General features: G+C 70.1%; 19 protein-coding genes. 10 read left to right on the top strand and 9 right to left on the bottom strand.

From position 1 onward, the window contains the following. Nucleotides 1–98 precede the first annotated feature (98 nt). Genes IEY55_RS15015 through IEY55_RS15005 form a run of 3 tightly spaced genes read left to right on the top strand, consistent with a single transcriptional unit; the run spans nucleotide 99 to nucleotide 2,477 of the window. Nucleotides 99–326: a hypothetical protein gene (locus IEY55_RS15015; protein WP_189058242.1), complete on the top strand. Its 228-nt coding sequence runs from the start codon at nucleotides 99–101 to the stop codon at nucleotides 324–326. Further along, nucleotides 316–1,818, top strand: coding sequence for a sensor histidine kinase (locus IEY55_RS15010; RefSeq protein WP_229686408.1), 1,503 nt, complete (start codon nucleotides 316–318; stop codon nucleotides 1,816–1,818). The genes IEY55_RS15015 and IEY55_RS15010 overlap by 11 nt, the downstream gene beginning before the upstream one ends. After that, nucleotides 1,815–2,477, top strand: a complete 663-nt coding sequence (locus IEY55_RS15005) for a response regulator transcription factor (protein ID WP_189058238.1) — start codon at nucleotides 1,815–1,817, stop codon at nucleotides 2,475–2,477. Before IEY55_RS15010 ends, IEY55_RS15005 begins: the two co-directional genes overlap by 4 nt. An 83-nt stretch (nucleotides 2,478–2,560) precedes the next feature. Here IEY55_RS15005 and IEY55_RS15000 read toward each other — a convergent pair whose 3' ends face one another. After that, the gene (locus tag IEY55_RS15000) at nucleotides 2,561–3,820 is read right to left on the bottom strand and encodes a cation:proton antiporter (RefSeq protein WP_189058236.1); all 1,260 of its coding nucleotides are present in this window, start codon (nucleotides 3,818–3,820) and stop codon (nucleotides 2,561–2,563) included. Beyond that, a complete protein-coding gene (locus IEY55_RS14995) occupies nucleotides 3,820–4,551 on the bottom strand; it encodes a flavodoxin family protein (protein ID WP_189058234.1) in 732 nt (243 codons plus the stop codon). The genes IEY55_RS15000 and IEY55_RS14995 overlap by 1 nt, the downstream gene beginning before the upstream one ends. A 201-nt stretch (nucleotides 4,552–4,752) precedes the next feature. On the opposite strand from IEY55_RS14995, the gene IEY55_RS14990 reads away from it, so the two are divergent. From IEY55_RS14990 to IEY55_RS14980, 3 genes are all read left to right on the top strand, one after another. Further along, nucleotides 4,753–6,276: an SLC13 family permease gene (locus tag IEY55_RS14990; protein ID WP_189058232.1), complete on the top strand. Its 1,524-nt coding sequence runs from the start codon at nucleotides 4,753–4,755 to the stop codon at nucleotides 6,274–6,276. 20 nt (nucleotides 6,277–6,296) lie between these two features. Next, a complete protein-coding gene (locus tag IEY55_RS14985; RefSeq protein ID WP_189058230.1) occupies nucleotides 6,297–7,484 on the top strand; it encodes a glycerate kinase family protein in 1,188 nt (395 codons plus the stop codon). Nucleotides 7,485–7,579: 95 nt separating this feature from the next. Further along, nucleotides 7,580–9,001 (top strand): alpha-amylase, encoded by a 1,422-nt coding sequence (locus tag IEY55_RS14980; RefSeq protein WP_189058228.1) that lies wholly within the window; start codon nucleotides 7,580–7,582, stop codon nucleotides 8,999–9,001. Between the two features lie 187 nt (nucleotides 9,002–9,188). Here IEY55_RS14980 and IEY55_RS14975 read toward each other — a convergent pair whose 3' ends face one another. Together IEY55_RS14975 and IEY55_RS14970 are read right to left on the bottom strand one after the other, a co-directional pair. Further along, a complete protein-coding gene (locus IEY55_RS14975; protein WP_189058226.1) occupies nucleotides 9,189–11,012 on the bottom strand; it encodes a gamma-glutamyltransferase family protein in 1,824 nt (607 codons plus the stop codon). Nucleotides 11,013–11,213: 201 nt separating this feature from the next. Continuing rightward, nucleotides 11,214–12,503 (bottom strand): UDP-glucose dehydrogenase family protein, encoded by a 1,290-nt coding sequence (locus IEY55_RS14970; RefSeq protein WP_189058224.1) that lies wholly within the window; start codon nucleotides 12,501–12,503, stop codon nucleotides 11,214–11,216. Between the two features lie 167 nt (nucleotides 12,504–12,670). Here IEY55_RS14970 and IEY55_RS14965 point away from each other — a divergent pair, with 167 nt between their 5' ends. The 3 genes from IEY55_RS14965 (at nucleotide 12,671) to IEY55_RS14955 (ending at nucleotide 15,088) form a co-directional block, all read left to right on the top strand. Then, the gene (locus IEY55_RS14965) at nucleotides 12,671–13,633 is read left to right on the top strand and encodes an aldo/keto reductase (protein ID WP_189058222.1); all 963 of its coding nucleotides are present in this window, start codon (nucleotides 12,671–12,673) and stop codon (nucleotides 13,631–13,633) included. 401 nt (nucleotides 13,634–14,034) lie between these two features. Further along, a complete protein-coding gene (locus IEY55_RS14960) occupies nucleotides 14,035–14,253 on the top strand; it encodes a hypothetical protein (protein WP_189058220.1) in 219 nt (72 codons plus the stop codon). A 76-nt stretch (nucleotides 14,254–14,329) separates the two neighbouring features. Continuing rightward, nucleotides 14,330–15,088 carry an SDR family NAD(P)-dependent oxidoreductase gene (locus IEY55_RS14955; protein WP_189058218.1) on the top strand — a complete coding sequence of 253 codons (759 nt, stop codon included), beginning with the start codon at nucleotides 14,330–14,332 and terminating at the stop codon, nucleotides 15,086–15,088. A gap of 83 nt (nucleotides 15,089–15,171) precedes the next feature. On the opposite strand, the gene IEY55_RS14950 is transcribed toward IEY55_RS14955, so the two are convergent. Continuing rightward, the gene (locus IEY55_RS14950) at nucleotides 15,172–16,809 is read right to left on the bottom strand and encodes a TM0106 family RecB-like putative nuclease (RefSeq protein ID WP_189058216.1); all 1,638 of its coding nucleotides are present in this window, start codon (nucleotides 16,807–16,809) and stop codon (nucleotides 15,172–15,174) included. Between the two features lie 119 nt (nucleotides 16,810–16,928). On the opposite strand from IEY55_RS14950, the gene IEY55_RS14945 reads away from it, so the two are divergent. Continuing rightward, entirely contained in the window at nucleotides 16,929–17,369 is a 441-nt protein-coding gene (locus IEY55_RS14945; RefSeq protein ID WP_189058214.1) for a DUF6474 family protein, read from the top strand. Nucleotides 17,370–17,597: 228 nt separating this feature from the next. Here the strand turns inward: IEY55_RS14945 and IEY55_RS14940 are convergent, their stop codons facing one another. The 4 genes from IEY55_RS14940 to IEY55_RS14925 all read right to left on the bottom strand — a co-directional run bounded on the left by IEY55_RS14940 (nucleotide 17,598) and on the right by IEY55_RS14925 (nucleotide 21,216). Next, nucleotides 17,598–18,185 (bottom strand): class I SAM-dependent methyltransferase, encoded by a 588-nt coding sequence (locus IEY55_RS14940; protein ID WP_189058213.1) that lies wholly within the window; start codon nucleotides 18,183–18,185, stop codon nucleotides 17,598–17,600. Nucleotides 18,186–18,326: 141 nt separating this feature from the next. Next, nucleotides 18,327–19,319, bottom strand: a complete 993-nt coding sequence (locus IEY55_RS14935) for a glycine betaine ABC transporter substrate-binding protein (protein ID WP_229686407.1) — start codon at nucleotides 19,317–19,319, stop codon at nucleotides 18,327–18,329. Beyond that, nucleotides 19,316–20,080, bottom strand: coding sequence for an ABC transporter permease (locus IEY55_RS14930; RefSeq protein ID WP_189058211.1), 765 nt, complete (start codon nucleotides 20,078–20,080; stop codon nucleotides 19,316–19,318). Before IEY55_RS14930 ends, IEY55_RS14935 begins: the two co-directional genes overlap by 4 nt. Next, on the bottom strand, nucleotides 20,077–21,216 hold the full coding sequence (locus IEY55_RS14925; RefSeq protein ID WP_308424762.1) for an ABC transporter ATP-binding protein: 1,140 nt from the start codon (nucleotides 21,214–21,216) through the stop codon (nucleotides 20,077–20,079). The genes IEY55_RS14930 and IEY55_RS14925 overlap by 4 nt, the downstream gene beginning before the upstream one ends. Nucleotides 21,217–21,286 lie beyond the last annotated feature (70 nt).

Here is a 21,286-nt window from a genome sequence, read left to right as displayed (position 1 = left end):
GTTGCTCAACGTGACGGCGCGGGTGGCTGGGGCGATGATGAAGACGCTCTCATGTTCGTTTCACGTCGGGTTGGGGCGGCGGGGTGAGCATGTTCGGTATGAGCTCGAGGCGGCGTGCCGCGGTCGTCCTGGCCGCGCTGGTGCTCCCGCTTGCCGTGGCCCTGGTCAGCCAGGCGGTCGTCGAGCGCGTCGACCCGCCCCGCGTGCCCCAGGAGGTCCGGGTGGGGGTCTCGTACACACCCGTCTCCCCGACGCCGACCACCCCGACGGTCAACCTGCCGCCGCCACCGCCGGTGGGCGACGATGACGATGACGATGACGACTGAGCGTCGCCGGAGTCGCGTGACCGCCCGCACCCGCATCATGCTCTGGCTCCTGGCCGTGATGTGCGTGGTCTTCGCGGGCGTGGTGCTGCTGGTCCGGGGCTTCCTGCTCGCCGACGTCGACCGCAGGATCAACGCGGGCCTCGAGCAGGAGGTCGGCGAGTTCCGCGACTTCGCCGCCGAGGCCACGGACCCCCGCACCGGCCGACGGCTGGTGGACCCCTACGAGGTCGTCCAAACCCACCTGCGCAGCCAGTACCCGGAGCAGTTCGAGATCCACCTCGGCCTGGTGCGGCGGCAGGACCGCCTGCACAGCGTCCGGCAGGGCGACCCGCCCTACGACGTGCGGCAGGACACCGCGCTCCTGCGCCGCATCGCCGACGACCCCGCCCCGACCGGGCAGTTCGTCACCCCGGCCGGCCCCCTACGGTGGGCCAAGGTACGCGCGCTCCCGCCGGCCGACCAGCCCGGCCTCACCCCGGCCTGGTTCGTGACCGGCTTCTTCGTCGACGGCGTCCGCGCCCCGGCCGAGAGCGCGGTGCGGCTGCTGCTGATCGTCAGCCTGTTCGGCCTGGTGCTGGCCGCGGCCGTGGCCTGGGTGGTGGCCGGCGAGATCCTGGCGCCGGTACGCGCGGTGCGGCAGGCCGCCGCCGAGATCAGCGAGCAGGACCTGACCAGGCGTATCCCGGTCCGCGGCCGGGACGACATCGCGGCGCTGGCCGAGCAGTTCAACGCGATGCTGGACCGGCTGGAGGAGGCGTTCAACGCACAACGCCGGTTCGTCGACGATGCCGGCCACGAGCTGCGCACCCCGATCACGATCGTGCGCGGCCACCTCGAGGTGATGGGTGACGACCCGCAGGAACGCGCGGAGGTCGTCCGGCTGTGCACGGACGAGCTGGACCGGATGCACCGCATCGTCGAGGACCTGCTGCTGCTGGCCAAGGCCGAGCGGCCCGACTTCGTGCGCCGCGGCCCGGTGTACCTCCCCGAGCTGACCAGCGATATCGACGCCAAGGTGCGGGCGCTCGGCGACCGGCGCTGGGTGCTGGAGGCGATCGGCGAGGGCGAGGTGTGGCTGGACGAGCAGCGGGTCACCCAGGCCGTGATCCAGCTCGCGCAGAACGCCGTGCAGCACACCGGGCCGGGCGACGAGATCCGGCTCGGCTCGGCCCGCCGGGAGGGGCGGGTCTCGTTCTGGGTGACCGACACCGGCCCCGGCGTCCAGCCGGACGAGGTGGAAAAGATCTTCGCGCGGTTCGCCCGGGGCTCGGCGGCCCGGGGCGACCGTGGCGGGGCCGGGCTCGGGCTGGCCATCGTCCGGGCCATCGCCGACGCGCACCGCGGCTCGGTCCGGGTGGTGTCCACGCCCGGGCAGGGCGCCACGTTCGGTCTCGACCTGCCCGAGGGAGAGGACGTGAGCCGCACCATTCCCATGACTACGTGGCCACCTGTCGGGTCCGAGGGTTCCGCACCGACCGAGGAGACACCGTGACGCGCATCCTCATCGTGGAGGACGAGGACCGGATCGCCTCGTTCGTGGAGAAGGGTCTGCGGGCCAACGGGTTTGGCACCACCGTGGTCCGCGATGGCGCGAGCGCGTTGTCGTACGTGGTCACCGGCGATTTCGACCTGATGGTGCTCGACCTCGGGTTGCCCGACCGGGATGGGTTCTCGGTACTGCGGGACATGCGCTCGTCGGGGGTGCAGGTGCCGGTGATCATCCTGACCGCCCGGGATTCGGTGCACGACACGGTGGCCGGGTTGGAGGGCGGCGCGGACGACTACATGACCAAGCCGTTCCGATTCGAGGAACTGCTGGCGCGGGTGCGGCTCCGGCTGCGGTCCGCCGAACGTGCGCCCGAGCTGACGGTGCTCCGGCACGGCTCGCTCTCCCTGGACCTCCGCACCCGCCGCGCACGGGTGGACGACCGCACGGTCGATCTGACGGCACGCGAGTTCGCGCTGCTGGAACTCTTTCTCCGGCATCCCGGCCAGGTGCTGAGCCGGGAGCAGATTCTTTCCCACGTCTGGGGTTACGACTTCGACCCCGGCTCCAACATCGTCGATGTCTATGTGCGGGCACTTCGCCGCAAGCTCGGCGCCGACCGGATCGAGACCCTGCGCAACATGGGATATCGCCTCAAGGACTAAGGATTCCAACGGTAGGAAGGCCGGACGCTTCCCTCTACTGCCTTGACAACCACCTCCCCCTATGCGCCATCTTCGTTGTGTGATCAGAAGATCCGATGCCGGACGTAGTGTTCGGATACCGGTAGCTGTTCCGGGGACTCCGGCCCAAGGCGATTTGCCCGAGCACCAAACCCGCGTGACCAAGGCGCAGCAGTCGCGCCGTGGACGTAGATGCTGAGCAGAACGGTTACGCTCGCGATCAGCATGATTTCCGACGACCTGGCGATCCCAGCCTGTTCCACCACGAGCAACGCGAACAGGATCGAGGCCAGGCCCCGAGGCCCGAACCAACCGAGGAACAGCGTGGTCTCGGCGCGAACCCCGGACCCGATCAGGGACACGGCAACCGCCAGGACCCGAACCACGGCGAGGCTGAGAACCGCGTACACCACGATCGACCAGTCCAGGTCCGCCAGCCGACTTCCCGCGATGACCGCGCCGAACAGGGTGAACGTCAGCATCGCCAGCAGTTCGCCTTCCCGCTCGGCGAACTCGTGGACGTGCGGACAGTGGTCACGCGCCACAGTGCCGAAGCTCAGGCCGGCAACAAAGGCTGCAACGAAACCGTTTCCGCTGGCGAGTTCGCTACCGACATAGACGAGTGCGGCGAGGGCGAACACAGCAAGCCGGCGGTAGGTTGGAGTGACCCATCCCTTCGCATCGAACCAACGCAGCAACCATCCCCCACTGGCTCCCAGCACGACACCAGCGACAGCACCGACACCGATCTGTCGGACAGCGAACCACACCCATTCCTGCGGGGTGCTCATATCGCCTTCCGTGGTTGCGGCCAGCGCGACGAACAACAGCACGAGAGGTAGCGCGATGCCGTCGTTGAGGCCACTTTCCACGTTCAGGCTCTGCCTGATGCGCACCGGCAGCCTGCGGTCGGAGACGACGGCCGCGCTGAGCGCCGCGTCTGTCGGCACAAGCACCGTCGCGAGGAGAGCAGCTTCCCACACGCCGAAGTCGTCGAAGAGCAGCCAGGCAGCCACCGCACCGAGCACGATGCCCAGGGGCATTCCGATTGCCAACAGCCGCAGGGGAAAGTGGTATTCGCGCCGCAGCGTTGGCAGCTCGATCCGGACAGCATCGGTGAAGAGCACCAGAACCAGCGTGGCCTCGGCCAGGATCCGGATCGCGTCCTCGTCCGGTGTGCCACGAAGCCACTCGAGCCCGCCTTCGCCCAGCACCAGGCCGGCGGTCACGAAGAACATGGGTGCGGTCAGCGACGAGCCGCGTAGGCGGCCGGAGACCATCCCGTAACCGAGTACCAGGAACGCCAGGATCAGGAGGTCGACCATCAGCGGTGCTCGGGGTTGTCACTACCGAACCGGCAGCCGGCGTCCCACATCGAGCGCTGGTTGCCGTATGCGGGGATTCCCCCGGCATCTTTGACCATCTTGGCCAGGTGCATGAGGTTGTGGGTCATGAACGTGGTGTTGCGGTTGGTGAAGTCGTTCTCCGGGCCACCCGATCCCTCGTCGAGGTAGGAGGGTCCGGGCCCGGCCTGTCCGACCCAACCCGCGTCGGCCTGGGGTGGGATCGTGTACCCGATGTGCTGGAGGCTGTAGAGCACGTTCATCGCACAGTGCTTGATGCCGTCCTCGTTCCCGGTGATCAGGCAGCCCGCAACGCGCCCGTAGTACGCATACTGGCCGGCCTCGTTGAGCACGCTGGAGCACGAGTAGAGCCGCTCGATCACCCGCTTCATCACCGAGCTGTTGTCCCCCAGCCAGATCGGCCCGGCGAGGACCAGGATGTCGGCGGCCATCACGCGACGATGGATGCGGGGCCACTCGTCCTTCTCCCAACCGTGCTCGGTCATGTCGGGCCACACACCGGTCGCGATGTCGTGATCGATCGCCCTCAGCTGGCCAACATCCACATTTCGTCCACGCATGATCTGGACGCTGCGGTCGATCAGCCCCTGGGTATGGCTCCGTTCCGGGGAACGTTTGAGGGTGCAGTTGATGTAGAGAGCGCGCAGCCCGTCGAACCGGGGTGCCTCGTCATTGCCGCCCTGCGCCACCATCGCTCACCCGCTCCCTTCCGACCCGTGGAAACAGCCTCCTCATCGAGGCGTGCCGAGCCATGGACCAACACGAGGAAGTCACCCGCGCGGCGGCGTGAACCACGTGAGAGACGCACCCGCCGGAGCGGCGCCGTGGGGAGATGAAAGCCCTTTCATGCGACGCTCATGGATGGTTCAGGATCACCACGGAGCCTCGAGGGCATGGAGGGGGAAGCCCGGACCAGGCCCGTCGTCGACTACGCGACCACGCCACCGCACCGCCGGTGGTCACCGACCCGTCCGCTGCCGACGCAGCCACTGCCGAGCGCCAGCCGGCACCGGCGCCGGATCGTACGGAGCGTGGCTGTCGCGGTGTTCCTGCTGCTCGCGGTGCTGTTGGCCGCCCACTCCCCGGGCCTGAGCCCGGCGGGCTACCGGACCCTCCTGGTGTTCGCAGCTGCGGTAGGCGCGTGGACCCTCACCCGGCTCGACGACACGTTCATCGCGCTCGCCGCCGCGGTTGCCCTGGTGCTGGCGGGTGCGCTCACCCCGGACCGCCTTTTCGCCGCCCTCGGTGAGCAGACGATCTGGTTGCTCGTCGCCGCCTTCGTCCTCGCCGCCGGTGTGACGGCCACCGGGTTGCCGGCCCGGGTCGCGGTCCGTCTCGTCGTCCGTGCACGCACCACGCGTCAGCTCGCGCATCTGGTCACGGCCGGTCTGGTGGCATCAGCCCTCGTCATCCCGGCGACGTCGGGCCGTGCGGCACTCGCGTTGCCGGTGTTCTTGGCGCTCGCCAAGGTCCTCCGGGAACGTCGAGCCATCGTGCACGCCCTCGCGGTGCTGTTCCCGACGGTGATCCTGCTGTCGGCCATCGCGACGTTGATCGGTGCCGGAGCGCACCTCATCACCACGCAGGTACTGATCGCGACCACCGGGGAAGGCATCTCCTTCGGCCGCTGGCTCCTGCTCGGCCTGCCCTTCGCCCTGGTCAGCTCCCACCTCGCGGCAGAAGTGGTGCTCGGGCTGTTCACCTCGAAGGACGACCGGCGGCTCCGGTTCCACGTGGAACCCACCGAAATCGCCGAGCAGGCGGGCATCCCTCGTGGCCCGCTCCAGCAGCCGGAGCGGCGGGTGTGTTGGCTGCTCGCGGCCGTTGTGCTGCTGTGGTGCACCGAGTCGCTGCACGGACTGCCACCCGCTCTCGTCGCGCTCGCCGGTGCTTTGGTCGTGGCGTCACCGCGTGTCGGCACGGTAAATCTCGGCAAGGCTCTGGCTGGCGTGCCCTGGTCGCTGTTGCTGTTCATGGCGTCCACCGCGGCGCTGGCGAGCGCCCTCACCTCCTCCGGCGCCGCCGGTTGGCTGGCTGACCGCATGCTCGCGCCGGCGACGGGTACCAAGACGCTTGTGCTGGCCGGGGTGGTCCTGGTCAGTGCTGCCGCACACCTTGTCATCCAGTCGCGGTCCGCGCGTTCGCCGGTCCTGGTGCCGCTGGTGATCCCGTTGGCCGTTGGTGCCGGCCTGAACCCGGTCGCACTGGCCTTCGCCTCGACCGCGGCCGCCGGTTTCTGCCACACCCTGCCGGCATCGGCCAAGCCGGTGGCGATGTTCGCCCGACTCGAAGACGCACCCACGTACGGGCGCGCCGATCTGCTGCGGTTGTCCGCGGTGCTCGGTCCGCTGGTCGCCCTGCTGGTCCTGCTCTTCGCTGTCACGGTCTGGCCGCTGCTCGGCCTGCCGTTGGCCTGATTGACAACTTGGAGGAACTGATGCGTGTCGTAGTCGCCCCGAGCGGTTTCAAGGAGTGTCTGGAGGCACCGGATGTGGCCGCCGCGATCGCTGCCGGGGTGCGACGCGCGGACACGAACGCCACCGTCGACCAGGTTCCTTTGGTGGACGGCGGGGAGGGATCGGCGCGAGCGATGGCTGCGGCGACCGGAGGAGATCTCATACCCGTGACAGTGGCCGGTCCGGTGGGTCAGCCCGTCCCGTCGCACTTCGCCATTCTCGGCGATTCCGAACCGAGAACGGCGGTGGTGGAGATGGCAGCCGCTGCGGGTTTGCGTCTGGTGCCACGAGACGCACGCAACCCCGGGGGAACGACGACGTTCGGGGTGGGAGAGCTGATCCGGGCCGCGCTGGACCACGGAGCACGCCGAATCGTGGTGGGTTGCGGGGATTCGGGCACCTGTGATGGCGGTGTGGGTGCGCTCCAAGCTCTGGGCGCGCGCGTCCTCGATGTTGGTGGCAACGATGTCGGGCGCGGGGGTGACGCGCTACTGGACGTGGCGGAGGTCGACCGAAGCGGGCTGGATCCGCGACTCGACGACGTGGAGATCCTGCTGGCCTGCAATACGCATAACGTGCTGACCGGCGACCAGGGGGTCGCGCGGGTGTTCGGACCGCAGAAGGGCGCCACACCCGCACAGGTCGAACGGCTGGCGCGGGCGATGGACCGCTGGGCTGAGGTGCTGCGTCGCCAGTGCGGCGTCGACACGCGCGAGGTGCCGGGCGGTGGGGCCTCCGGTGGCCTCGGCGCAGGGTTGGCGGGGGTGCTCGGCGCGCGGCTCGTGCCGCGGTTCCAGGTGATGTTGGCGCACGTCGACCTCGACTCGCGGCTGGCCGCGGCGGACCTCGTCATCACCGCGGAAGGGGCGATCGACTTCCAGACCACGCGGGGGAAGGTCCCGGCCGAGGTTGCCCGGCGTGCGAAGCGGTTCGGCAAGCCCGTCATCGCGCTCGCCGGAACCATTGGTGACGGCGCGCAGAGCACCTACGCGGCGGGGATCGACGCCTACACAGGGATCCTCAACGCCCCGGTGCCGCTGGCCGAGGCCATGCACCGTGCGCCCGACCTGATCGCCGACGCCGCGGAGCGGGCCTTGCGCCTGATCCTGGTGGGTGCCTCGCTCACCGCTGCGGCGCCTACCATTCGGCTGCAACCTTTTGCAGCCTAGATACCAGTTGGATGCTGGTGCATTCACGCTATTGACAACGATGGTTGCAATCTTTTTCCTGATCGGACATCCCTGCGCAACACGGAGGTCCGAGGATGCGCCGACGTGTCGTCGCCGCGGCGACCCTGCTCGCCGCGGCGTTTCCAGCCCCGCCCCAGGCAACCGCCGCCCCACCGCCCGGGTCGGACGTGATCGTGCAGCTCTTCCAATGGAACTGGGCCTCGGTGGCGCGCGAGTGCCGGGACTTTCTCGGTCCGCGCGGCTACGGGGCGGTTCAGGTGTCTCCACCGCAGGAGCACGTGGTGATGCCGGGCTTCCCGTGGTGGCAGGACTATCAGCCGGTCAGCTACCGGCTCGACACCAGACGCGGCGATCGCGACGCGTTCGCGTCGATGGTGCGGGCCTGTCACGGGGCCGGCGTGAAGGTCTACGTGGACGCGGTCCTCAATCACATGACCGGCCAGGAGGATCCTGGCGTTGGCAGCGCGGGGTCGTCCTACTCCCACTACGAGTATCCGGGGTTGTACGGGTACGAGGACTTCCACCATTGCGGCCGGAACGGTGACGACAACATCGTCGACTTCCGTGACCGTTACGAAGTGCAGAACTGCGAGCTGGTGAACCTCGCCGACCTCGACACCGGCTCGGAGTACGTCCGGAGCATGCTCGCGGGCTACCTCAGCGACCTTCTTCTCCTTGGTGTCGACGGGTTCCGGGTGGACGCGGCGAAACACGTGCCGGCCGGGGACATCGCGGCGATCCAGCAGAAGCTCGTTCATCCTGCGTACCTGTACCAAGAGGTCATCCACGGTGCTGGCGAGCCGATCACGCCCGACGAGTACTTGGGCAATGGAGACGTATTGGAGTTCCGCTACGGAAACGACCTGGTGAGGATCTTCAACCGGGACAGGCTGGCGAGGCTCCGCACGTTCGGGCCGCCGCTGCCGTCGGCCAAGGCCGTGGTTTTCACCGACAACCATGACAGCCAGCGCGATGGCGATGTGTTGACGTTCCGGGATGAGGCGCGGTACGCGCTGGCGAATGCGTTCATGCTTGCGTGGCCCTATGGCACGCCGCGGGTGATGAGTAGCTACGAGTTCGGCAGCCGGGATCAGGGACCGCCGTCGCCGGCGGACGGACGCACGTCGGATACCGAGTGCTTCAGCGCTGGTTGGCGCTGTGAGCACCGGTGGCGGGTCATCGCGAACATGGTCGGGTTCCACAACGTGGTTCGTGGTGCGGACCTGCGGAACTGGTGGGACAACGGGAACGACTTCGTGGTCTTCGGCCGCGGGGACAAGGGATTCCTGATCCTGAACGATGAGGGACACGCCGTCACGGGGCGTTGGTTCGAAACGTCACTGCCCGCCGGCACCTACTGCGACGTGTTCCACGGCGACTTCGTCGAGGGTCGGTGCACTGGACCGGCGTACACGGTGAACGGTGAGGGCTGGTTCCGCGCTGACATCGCCGCCCAGGACGGACTCGCCCTCCACATCGGCGCCAAGCTTCCCTGACCGAGTTGCCGTGACTGTCTCAGCCCTTACCAGGAGACAGCCCCCGCCCGCCCTGGGCCTGCGCAGCCCACGGCGAGCCTATCGGGTGGCGAAGGTGCGAGAAAAGAGCAAGTTTTGGGGTTGTGGATAACTCGGCGGAGCTGTGGACAACTTGAGGTCGCGAAGGCGGAGCAGGTGCCCAGGTCGGTCAACGGCCGACGGCGTAGCCCTGCATGCCGCGGGCGTTGGCACCGGCGCGTAGCAGTCCGGAATCCGGGTCACGCGAGACTGCCGAGAGGCGTCCGAGCGACCAGGGCCCGGCATCGTGCACCTCGTGCCCGCGCTTCCGAAGCTCCGCAATGGTCGCCTCCCCCAACCGCGACTCCACCCACATCTGGGCGGGATACCAGGAACGTGGGTAGAACGACGCCGGGAACGCCGTCGAATGCCATGCAGGCGCGTCGATGGACGCCTGCAGATCGAGCCCGCCGACCACGTGCGCCAACCAGAAACACAGCTGCCACTGGTCCTGCTGGTCCCCACCCGGAGTACCGAACGCCAGTGTCGGAACGCCGTCCCGCAGGGCCAGCGAGGGCGTCAGCGTGGTTCGTGGCCGTTTCCCCGGTGCCAGCGCGTTCGGGGAGTCCGCGTCCAGCCAGAACATCTGGGCCCGACTTCCCAGGCAGAAGCCCAGCGCGGGGATGGTCGGCGACGATTGGAGCCAACCGCCCGAGGGCGTTGCGGAGACAAGGTTCCCCCACCGGTCAACGATGTCGAGGTGCACTGTGTCACCGCGGGTGGCTCCTGTGCTCTTGACGGTCGGCTCGCCGATGCCCATCGCCGTTCCCATCGGAAGTTCGCCACCGCCGACACCATGTCCCTGGGTGAGGAGACTCGGCAGCCGCGGCGTACGCCCACCGGGAGCACCGGGGCGCAGCTCCGTCGAGGCGACATCATCCACCAGATTCTGCCGCTCGGCGGCGTACTCGCGGGAGAGCAGGTCGGCCAGCGGCACATCCGGGCTGTCGCCGTACCATGCCTCACGGTCAGCGAACGCCAGCTTGGCGCATTCGACGGCCAGGTGGACGGTCTCCGCGGTCGGCAAGCCATCCACATAGGACAGTTGGTCCGCGAAACCCTCAAGCAACAGGAGTTGCTGTACGAGCACGGGCCCTTGTGTCCACGCCCCGCACTTCGCCAGGGTCCAGCCGTCGGCGAGATCGACGGTCAATGCGTCCTCGTAGTGCGCCCGCCAGCCCGCCATGTCCTGACCGGTCAACACACCGGAGTGTTCGCGCCCGGAGTCGTCACGCACCGGAACCCGGCAGAACCGGTCGATCTCCTCGGCGACAAAGCCTTCCGCCCATGCCCGCCGCGCCGCATCGATCTGTGCCTCGCGTGAGGAACCGGAGGATTCCGCCTCCGTCAGCAGACGCTCCCAGGTATCGGCAAGCACGGGATTGCGAAATCGTTCCCCCGCTGCGAGAACGCGACCAGCGGGCAGCCACAGGGTCGCCGACGTACCCCAGTGCTCGCGAAACAGCCGCTCCACGAGCGCGATCATGTTCGTCATCCCGAGTGTCACCGGGAATCCGTCGCGCGCGTAGCCAATCGCGTAGCGAAGGACCTCGCGCAGCGTCCTGGTTCCGTGGTCGCGCAGGAGCAGAAGCCACGCATCCCAGGCGCCGGGGATCGTGGTGGCGAGCAGCCCGGTGCCCGGCACCAGGTCGAGGCCGAGTTCGTCCCGATAGTGGGCGATGGTGGCCCCGGCCGGGGCCGTGCCCTGCCCGCAGAGCACGCGCGGCCGGGGATCGTCCGCCGTGGTGAAGACCGCGGGCACCTCACCGCCGGGACCGTTCAGGTGCGGCTCGACGACCTGGAGCACGAAGCCGGCCGCCACGGCCGCGTCGAACGCGTTGCCACCGTCCTCCAGCACGGCCATCCCGCTGGCCGAGGCCAGCCAGTGGGTGCTGGCGACCATGCCGTGGGTGCCGATCAGCTCCGGGCGGGTGGTGAACACCTGAGCCACCATAAGCAACGCACTCCAGTTGGTTAAGACCGCTAACGACCAACGCCCGAGGTGACGCAGGTACGGGCCCCGACCTGAGACCAGTGTCACCCCTGTTGCAGTCTGTTCCCGCCGCGTCGAAGCGTGGACGTGACCGGCGCTCGTGTGCCGCGGCCGGGCGGCCGCCACACCCCGACGGACCGGTGTCTCAGGAGATCACCGTGCTCAGCAAGCCACGGAGGGACGCCCGACCCCGTGCCATGTCAGCCCAGCCCGGGAGAGGACGTCCGGGTCGAGATGGTTGCGCGTGTCGATGACGACCTTGCCGTTGAGCAGCTCGGCGACCATCGTCCAGTCCAGGGCCCGGAACTCCGGCCACTCGGTCAGCAACACCAGCGCGTCCGCGTCCTTGGCCACGGCGTACGGGTCGTCCACCACGGTCAGCGGACCGGACACCACCCGGACGGCCGGGTCGTGGCCGGTCAGCTCCGCGCCCTCGGCGGCCAGCGCCCCGGCGACCGCCAGCGCGGGTGAGTCCCGCAGGTCGTCGGTGCCGGCCTTGAAGGTGAGGCCGAGTAACCCGATGCGGGCGCCCGCCAGTGACCCGCCTACCGCCATCCGCACCTTGGCGACTGTCCGCGACCGCTGGTGGTGGTTGGTGTCGATGGTCGCCTGCAGCAGTGGAAAGTCCAGCCCGACGGCCGCCGCGACCCGCGCCAGGGCCGCGGTGTCCTTGGGCAGGCAGGAGCCGCCCCACCCCGGTCCGGGCTGGAGGAACGCCTGGCCGATCCGACGGTCGTAGCCGATTCCCTCGGTCACGTCGGTGACGTTCGCCCCGAGCCGCTCGCACAGCTCCGCCACGGCGTTCACATAGGACAGTTTCATGGCCAGGAAGCAGTTCGCGGCGTACTTCACCATCTCCGCACTGGCCGCGTCGGTCAGCACCGTCGGCGCACCCAGCCGCGCGTACAGGGCAGCCACCCGCTCGGCTGCGTCCTGCGCGTCCGAGCCCACCACGACGCGGTCCGGGTTGAGGAAGTCCGTGACCGCCGAACCCTCGCGCAGGAACTCGGGATTGGACACCACCGCGACGTCGTGACGCCCGAGCAGTTCCGCCAGCCGGTGTGCGGTACCGACCGGGACGGTCGACTTGGTGACCACGACGCAGCCGGTGGGCAGCAGTTCCCGCGTCTCGGCGATGACCGACTCCACGGCGGCCAGGTCGGCGGAACCGTCCTCGCCCATGGGTGTCGGGAGGCAGAGGAACACCACCTCGGCGTCGCCGACCGCGCGCCGGGCGCCCACGACGAAGGACAGCCGGCCCGCGGCCAGCCCCTCCGTCACCAGATCGGGCAGCTCCGGCTCGAGGATGCCCACCTCGCCGCGGCGCAGCCGCTCGACCTTGGCCACCTCCACGTCGGCGCAGCACACCCGGTGGCCAAGCGAGGCGAGGCAGGCCGCCGTCGTCAGGCCCACGTACCCCGCACCCACCACCGCGATCCGCCGTGCGAACACCGGCACCACCCCTGACGGTCGACGGCCATCACCCGGGAGGCTGACAGGGCGAGGTGGCCGGACCGCGACCGCGCGGTGAACCATGGCTCACAAGGTGTTGTCCCGTGGTCACCACGGGCAGTTGGCTGGTGACTCGGGGCTGATCATCGACGTAGGGTCTGGTGCTCGTGGAGCTGCGACGCCTGGGTGCTTCGGGTCTGGTGGTCAGCGCGGTCGGCCTCGGCTGCAACAACCTCGGTCGGCCGGGGACCGCGACCGAGTCGCTGGCCGGGACGCGCGCGGTGGTCGACGCCGCGCTGGAGTCCGGGGTGACGTTCTTCGACGTCGCCGACGTCTACGGCGCCCCGCGCGGGCGCAGCGAGGAACTGCTGGGCCAGGCGCTGTCCGGCCGGCGGGAGTACGCGGTCATCGCCACGAAGTTCGGCATGGACATGCAGGGCGCCAACGGCCCGGACTTCGGCGCGCGGGCTTCCCGCCGGTACATCAGGCGCGCGGTGGAGTCGTCGTTGCGCCGGCTGGGCACCGACTGGATCGATCTGTACCAGCTACACCGGCCGGACCCGCACACGCCGCTGCAGGAGACGTTCGCGGTGCTCGACGACCTGGTCACCGAGGGCAAGATCCGCTACGTCGGGCACTGCAACCTGGCGGGCTGGCAGATCGCGGATGCGGCGTGGAGCGCGGAGACGAGCGAGGTCACGGCGCCGATTTCGGCGCAGAACCACTACTCGCTGCTGGAGCGGGAGGCCGAACGGGAGGTGATTCCGGCGTGCCTGCGGTTCGGCCTCGGGCTGGTGCCCTACTTCCCGTTGGCCAACGGGTTGCTCACCGGGAAGTACCACCGGGACGCCGCGCCGCCGCCGGGATCCCGGCTCGCCGGGCGGGAGCGACTGCTCGCCGACGCGCCGTGGGACCGCATCGAGCAGCTCCGGATGTTCGCGGCTGAGCGCGGGCTGACCATGTTGGATGTGGCGATCGCGTGGCTGGCGAGACAGCCGGCCGTGGGCACGGTGATCGCGGGTGCGACAACACCGGAGCAGGTCCGCGCGAACGCTGCCGCAAGCCACTGGAGCCCGACGGAAGACGATCTCGCCGACATCGACGAGATCTGCCCGCCCGGACGCCGCTGACTCCCCACGTGTGCCGGTCACGCGGTACACGGGCGAACACCACACTCCGCACTGCGGACAATCACGCCACGCCTCGAGGACGTCGTCATCCTCGTCCGGGGCGCATAGTCCTCGTCCCTGCCGCCGATGGCCCGGTTGGGGGCGCCCTGCCGCCGGTGCGGCGCCATGCAGCAGCCGATTCGTGAGTACTGGGCTTCGCTGCGACGCAAATCAGAGCGTCAGGAACAGGACACCTGGCTCCGCAGCGGGGAACAGTTGGCTTCGCTCCCGCGACACCCGCACTCTCGGTCCAACTCACCTTTGAGCCCGCTCGCAACGGCCGAGATCCACCTCAACGCTCCCGAGCGCCACTCCCCTGCGGGTGATCTACCCGGTCGGTCCGCTCGTGGGTGGGTTACCGGGTGCCCACGCTCCTCCCGGAGGACGACCCGCGTCCGGCCCAGGTGCCACGACCGAACGGTTCCCGCGGCCGACGCGCGCGGCGGGTGCCGACGACGAACCTGGTGCACATGGAGCTGATGGGAATCGCGCTGCTGTTCGTCGTGCTGGTCCTGGCCGGAACGCTGCCGCTGGTTGTTCTCCTTCACACCACGGGGCGGCGGGCACGCCCCACGCATTAGCCTCGGCCCCCGAGCCGGCGGCGTGACCTCGGGTGGGCGCGCCACGCACCGGCTTCCTCGACGGAGAGGGGAGCAGATGCAGATCACGGACACCGCGGCGATCGTCACCGGTGGTGCGTCCGGGCTGGGTGGAGCCACCGCCCGGGCACTGGCCGCCAGGGGCGGCCGGGTCTTCGCCCTCGACCTGGCACCGGCCATCGAGAAGGCCGAGCAGGTGGAGGGCGTCACCTACGTGGCCGCCGACGTCACCGACCCCGAGCAGGTCCAGGCCGCGGTCGACCAGGCGGCCGGCTCGGGCGTGCCGCTGCGGATCGTGGTCAACTGCGCCGGGGTCGGCTGGGCCGGCCGGGTGCTCGGCAAGCAGGGCCCGCACGACCTGGAGCTGTTCCGCAAGGTCGTCGAGATCAACCTAATCGGCACGTTCAACGTGCTGCGGCTGGCCGCCGAGGCCGTCGCCAAGACCGAGCCGCTGGTCGACGACCAGCGCGGCGTGGTCATCAACACCGCCTCGGTGGCGGCCTTCGAGGGCCAGATCGGGCAGATCGCCTACTCGGCGTCCAAGGGCGGGGTGGCCGCGCTGACCGTGCCGGCCGCCCGCGACCTGTCCTCGGTGGGCATCCGGGTGATGACCATCGCGCCGGGCATCGTCGACACCCCGATGCTCGCCACCGTCAGCGACGAGTTCCGTGCCGGCCTGGCCGCCGGGGTTCCGTTCCCGAAGCGGCTCGCCCGCCCGGACGAGTACGCCCAGCTCGCCGTCTCGATCGTGGAGCACGACTACCTCAACGGCGAAGTCATCCGCATGGACGGCGCCCTGCGCATGGCGCCCCGCTAGCCGGAACCGCCGAGGGTCCGCGAAGGCCGCCCACCACCGGGTGGGCGGCCTTCGCCATAGTTCAGCAGCCTTGCCGAACAGCGTCAGAGGTCGCCGACGTAGGGAATGCGCTCCGCGCCGCCGTCCGTGATCCAGTTGCGCAGCGTGTAGGTGGCTCGGACGTCGTCCTCGTTGTACCGCAGGAGCCGGGCACGCTGGCTCTCGTCCGGTGGCTCGCCGTCCATCCCGGCCGCGGCCCGGTACCAGCGCATGGAGTTCTCGCCGCCGGCCTCCGGGTCGCGGTAGGTGAATCCCGCCGCCGGGGCGATCGTCTTCAGGCCCCTGCCGTGCGCGCACAGGAACTGCTCCCGCACGACGCCGAACAGGTCGAACCACTGCGTCGAGCTGATGAACTCCTGCACGGTCGTCACGTCGGGGATGCCCGGCTTACCGGCGAAGCGCTCCGCGGAGGCCAGCAGCCAACGGTTCTCGGCCAGCTCGTTGTAGCAGTAGGCGCGGAAGGTCAGGCCGCGGGCGCGCGCCCGCAACCGCACCGAGGTCAACCAGGTCCAGAACTCGCCGAAGGAACGCGCCTCGTCGTCGGTGGGCAGCGGGTCCCAGGTGACGAAGGCCCGGTAGCCGGCGGGCTCACCGATGTCGGCGCCGGACAGCCAGCAGCCCCACATGTAGGCGCCGGAGTCGCCGAAGCTCTCCATGTCGACGTCGACCTCAACGTCCGCCCGCGGCACCTCGACGGAGCGGCTGCGGCGGACCAGCGAGCGGTCGTGCAGCCACGCCCGGGCGAGCAGCACCGCGTCCGGGTAGGGCATGCCGACCATGGGCACGGGTGGCTCGGTGGTCGGGTCCAGCTCCGCGAGCTTGTCGACGGTGTCGATGCCCGCCGCGCGCAGCGCGACGGCGTCCTCGCCCCGCAGCACCAGGCTGACGTCGCGGGCCCCGCGCAGTGCCGTCTCACAGATCGGCCACCACGGGCAGGTGCGGCACTCGACGATGCGGGACGGGCGGGCCAGCGGCTCGGCCCCGGCGGCGGCGGCCGCGGCCACGGCGAGCCGGTCGGCGAACCGGGAGTCGTACTCCTGCAGCGCGGTGCGGCCGCCGGGCCAGGTCGGGGCCTCCAGGTCGTGCCAGAAGACGACGTCGGCGTCCAGCCCGACCACGCCGCCGGTGGCGCGGCCGAGCGCCATCAGGCCGGCGGCCTGCAGCATGCGCACGGCGTGCGCGAGCCGGAGCTGGTCGCGGGGCTGGGCCCGGCCCTTGCGCAGCGGGTCGGTGCGCGCACCGTCGGGGAAGGGCTCGGACAGCGGGCTGGTGCGGGCGCCGCTGCCCGGGTCGGTGACCTTGTGCCGGACGACCAGTATCGGGACGTAGCCCTCGCCGACCCGGACCAGCAGGTCGACCGAGCCGCGGCGGCCTCCCGTGGGGTCGGTGGGCAGCTGCGGCGCCCAGACGAAGCGAGCGCCAGCCCGCACCACGGCGAGCGTGGCGCGCTCCCGGTCGGCCGCGGGGGCGTTTCGCGGGATCTCGGTCCAGTCCGGCCCGACGAGCCGGGCCATCCGGTCCGCGATGGCGCGGCGGTGGGCGGCGGCGTCGGCCTTGCGTTGCTCGGCGGTGGGGTCCGGGGGCGCCTTGGGGACGTCGGCCATGGTGGGGTCGTGCTCGAGGTGCACGCGACGCCGGCAGCGGGAGACCACGCCGGCATCGAGCAGCACCGTAGAGCTCATGCGTACGAGCCTAAGTGCTGCCTACGACGTTCGGGGTAGGCCGGTCTGGTGGATCTCGAGGCGGCGTGCCGGTGCTGGTCGGGGCGGTCGGGGTCCTAGTCTGGGCGCGGAGGTGGGGCATGGCGCGTGGCAGGCGGTTGCCGAAGCTCACTCCCGGTCGGGTGAAGCACCTGCTCGGGCTGGCCAAGGTGCTGGGGCCGGCGTTGGCGCCCTTCGCGCTCCGCGCGGCCGCGGTGGCCCGGGAGGGCTACGACCGTGCGCGGGCACGGCGGCTGGGCGTCCCGGTGGATTCGTTGCCGGCCTTCTCCGGGAAGGGTGGCGCGCTGCACGCGCGGATCGCCGGCGTGGCGAACACCCTGGCCGAGCTGCGCGCCCGGCACGACGACGCGGAGAAGCAGCGCTTCGCCGACGACGCCGAGCGGCGGCTGGCGGACCTGGCCGCCGCGGTCCGGGCCGCGGAACGCATGCCGACCGCGCGCCGTCGTGCGGTCCAGCGCTCGGTGGACGCGGAGCTGACGCGGGTCGAGCAGAGCCTTCTCCGTCACCTCGGTGTTGAGTAGCCGATCGGACGCGGCCAAGAAGTCCGCGGCCACTCTCGGTGCGAGGTCGGAGCTCCACAAACCGTGCTGGGCGCAGTCCCCGAATTTACCCTCCCTGGGGGCCGACGCCTCGCGTCAGGGCTACTGAGCTGGGAAAACGCGAGTCACAACGCACTGGCAGGGTCGGCTGTCCACGGCGAACCGGTGGGCACGTGACCAGGCCCGTGGTGGGCCGCGCTCCGGCGAATCTCAGTCTTGGTTCCGCCGCGCGACCAAGGCCACCGAGCGGCCCCTTTCGGCCCGGGCGCGCCAGTGGCGGACGTCGACGAACCCATGCCTGGCGAAGGTCTCCGTGGTGTGGGCGGCCCACTTTTCGACGTCCATTCCGGTGCGGCGCCGGATCGCCCAGTCGTGGGTGACCGAGACCAGCCGGGCACCGGGCCGCAGAACCCGGGCGACCTCGGCGACGCTGCGGTCGAAAGGCTGCCAAAGCTGGATGGTGTTGACCGTGAGCGCGGCGTCGAATGCCTGGTCGGGGTATGGCAGGGCCGCTGTCGAGCCCGATCGCAGCTCGACCCGGCCGTGCCGGATGGCCGGCCGGTTGCGGCGGGTGGCCTCGCGCAGCATCACGGTGGACGGGTCCACACCGGACACGTGCCCGCGGGGCAGTCGCTCGGCCAGCAGCGCCACGCCCAGGCCGGGGCCGAACCCGATCACCAGGACGTCGGCGGCGGGGTCGGGGGCCAGCTCGAGGACCGCTTCGGTCTCGGCCGCCGCGTTCATCCTGACCATGACCTTGGCGGCCACCCAGCCCAGCGGCCCCTCGTACGTTGGCACGTTCCGCAGGGTGCCACCGCTCCCGGCACCCCACCAGCCGGTGCGAGTGGGCGAGACGGAAGGCCCCGTCGGGGAAGAAGCGGGTGGGCGCTCGCCATAGGGAGAGACACGACGAACGCCCACCCGCTGAGCGGTGGCTCACTAGGGCTTACGAACGAAGCCCTCCCGGACGAGCCAGTCGCGAGCGACGTCGGCCGGGTCGGCACCGTCGACGTCCACCCGGGCGTTGAGCCGCATCATCGTCTCGCTGGTGATCCGCTTCGACACCGGTTCCAGCACCTTGGCGATGTCCGGATACTTCCGTGCCAGCTCCGACCGCATCGTCAGCGCGGCGTTGTAGCGGGGGAAGAAGCGCTTGTCGTCGTCCAGCACCCGCAGGTTCAACGCCAGGATTCGACCGTCGGTGGTGAACACCTCGCCGAAGTTGCAGGTGCCGGCGTCCTTGGTGGCCTGGTAGACGGCACCGATCGCGAGCACCTTGATGTTCTGCGGCGGGACGTCGAACCCGTACGCCTTCTGCACCCCGGGAAAACCGTCGTCACGGTTGGCGAACTCGGTGTCGACGCAGAAGGTCGCCGCCGCAGGATCCGTCTTGGCCAGACGTGCCACATCGGACATCGTCCGGACCCCGTACCGTTCGGCCACCTGCTGGTTGACGGCAAGCGCATAGGTGTTGTCGAGCTGGGTCAGGTTGGTCCAGGTGACGCCGTTGCGTTCGGCATCCTCCTGACGCACCGCCTCGAACTGCCGCCGCTCGTCGGGAATCGGCTTGGTGTGGCCCAGGTAGTTGATCCACCCGGTGCCGGTGTACTCCCACATCACGTCGACCTGGCCCGCCAGCAACGCATCCCGCCCGCTGTTGGAACCGGTGATGTTGGTGAGGTCGCGGACCTTGGCGCCAGCCGCCTTCAACGCGAACTCCGCGATGTAGCCGAGGATGATCTGCTCGCTGAAGTCCTTCGAACCGACCGTCAGCTCGACGCCCCGCAGGGATGGGACCGGCTGGATACTCGCGGGCTCGACGTCCAGCGGCACCGACGAACCGGCGCTGAGCCCACAGGCCGACAGTGCCGACAGCAACGCCCCAACAACCCCCAGGGTGGCGCCCCGCACCATCCACCATGGCCGCCTCATCGCAGCCCCCTCGGCCCGAGCAACTGTTCCGCCATCGCACCGAGCCAGTCCACGAGCAGGGCGAGCGCTACCGACAGTACGGCGCCGACGACGAGGACCGGGGTACGGCGCAGCTTGTACCCGGTGTCGATGAGCACGCCCAGACCACCGCCGTTGACCAGCACAGCAAGGGTGGCGACACCGACCGCGAGGACGAGAGCGGTGCGCAGCCCAGCGAGGATGTACGGCACCGCCAACGGAAGTTCGATGCGCCGCAGCACCGACGAAGCGGACATACCGATGCCCCTGCCCGCCTCGACGAGCGAGCGGTCAACCTGCCCCAGGCCGACCATCGTGTTGCGCAGCACGGGAAGCAGCGCATAGAACGCGGTCGGCAACACCGCGGTCCAGAAGCCCGTCTGCTTGGTGAACAAGAAAAACAGCACCAGCAGGCCGACCGACGGCGCCGCCTGCCCAATATTGGCCACCGCCAACACAGCCGGTGCGGCGGGCTTGGCCCACCGTCGCGTCAGCACGACACCCAACGGAACAGCGACCACGACCACGATCGCGGTCACGACGAAGGTGATCTGTACGTGTTCCCACGTCAGCAGGGCGATCGTGCGCGCGTTGATGCTGCGCTGCTCGATGTCATCCAGGTCGAGGCTGAACACCCACGCGAGCACACCGACGACGAGCACCAGCACCGCCGCGGGCTGGATCAGCAACCGCAGCCGCTCGACGCGGAGCGAGCCCGACTCGGTGGTGAACGCGGTGCTCACGAGGGTGTCTCCTCGTCGGCGCTGCCCTCGTGTTCCGCACGCAGTGCGCGGATCGTGGCCATCACCGTGTCGATGCCGACCACACCCGCGTACTCACCGCGGCTCTTGGCCACCACCGCAACGCCCTCGTCGTCGGTGAGGATCGCTTCCAGCGCGTCGTGCAGTGTGGAGGCCGGCGACACGGTGTCCACCACGGGGCGGCCAGCATTGCGCAGCGAGGTCACGCCGCGCAGCTCCACGGCCGAGACCAGCCGCACAGGGCGCCTCCTGGCGTCCAGCACCAGGCCGAACTGGCTGCGCCCGTCGGTGAGTCGGCGTCGGAAGTCCTCCGGCGCCTCGTCGACGCGCGCGGTGGGGACCTCACCGAGCTCCACGTCACGCACCCGCAGCAACGCGAGCTGCTTCAGCTTCGCGCCGGCACCGACGAAGCCGGCAACGGTGTCATCGGCAGGGTTGGCGAGGATCGCCTCCGGCGTGTCGTACTGCAGGATCGTGGAGCGGGGACCGAGCACGGCGATCCGGTCGCCGAGCTTGACCGCCTCGTCGAAGTCGTGCGTGACGAACACGATCGTCTTGCCCAGCTCGGCCTGCAGCCGCAGCAGCTCGTCCTGCAGGTTGCCCCGGGTGATCGGGTCGACCGCGCCGAACGGCTCGTCCATGAGCAGCACCGGTGGGTCGGCGGCCAGCGCCCTGGCCACGCCGACCCGCTGCTGCTGCCCGCCGGAGAGCTGCCGCGGGAAGCGGTCGCGGTACTCCGCCGGATCCAACCCGACCAGGTCGAGCATCTCGTCCACCCGGTCGGCGACGCGGCCCGACCTCCAGCCGATCAGGCCCGGCACCACGCCGACGTTCTCGCCGACGGTCATGTGCGGGAACAACCCGACCTGCTGGATCGCGTAGCCGATCCGGCGCCGTAGCTGGTCCGGGTGCAGGCTGTGGGCGTCCTCGCCACCGATGGTGATCCGGCCGGAGCTGGGCTCGATCAGCCGGTTGATCATCTTCATGGTGGTGGTCTTGCCGCAGCCCGACGGACCGACCAGGGCGACCGTGTTGCCGGCCGGGATGGTCATCGTCACCGACTCGACCGCCGGCAGCGCCTGGCCGGGGTAGCGCTTGCTGACCTCCTCCAGGCGGATCTCGACGCCGCTGACGGCGCTGCCGCCCGACGCGACGTCGCGATCGTCGGGCCGACCCTCCCGCCGCCCG

Origin of the sequence: Longimycelium tulufanense, from assembly GCF_014645795.1 — a bacterium.
Taxonomy (GTDB): domain Bacteria; phylum Actinomycetota; class Actinomycetes; order Mycobacteriales; family Pseudonocardiaceae; genus Longimycelium; species Longimycelium tulufanense.
Note: the sequence above shows the minus strand (reverse complement) of the source record. Positions and strands in the feature narration are given on the sequence as shown.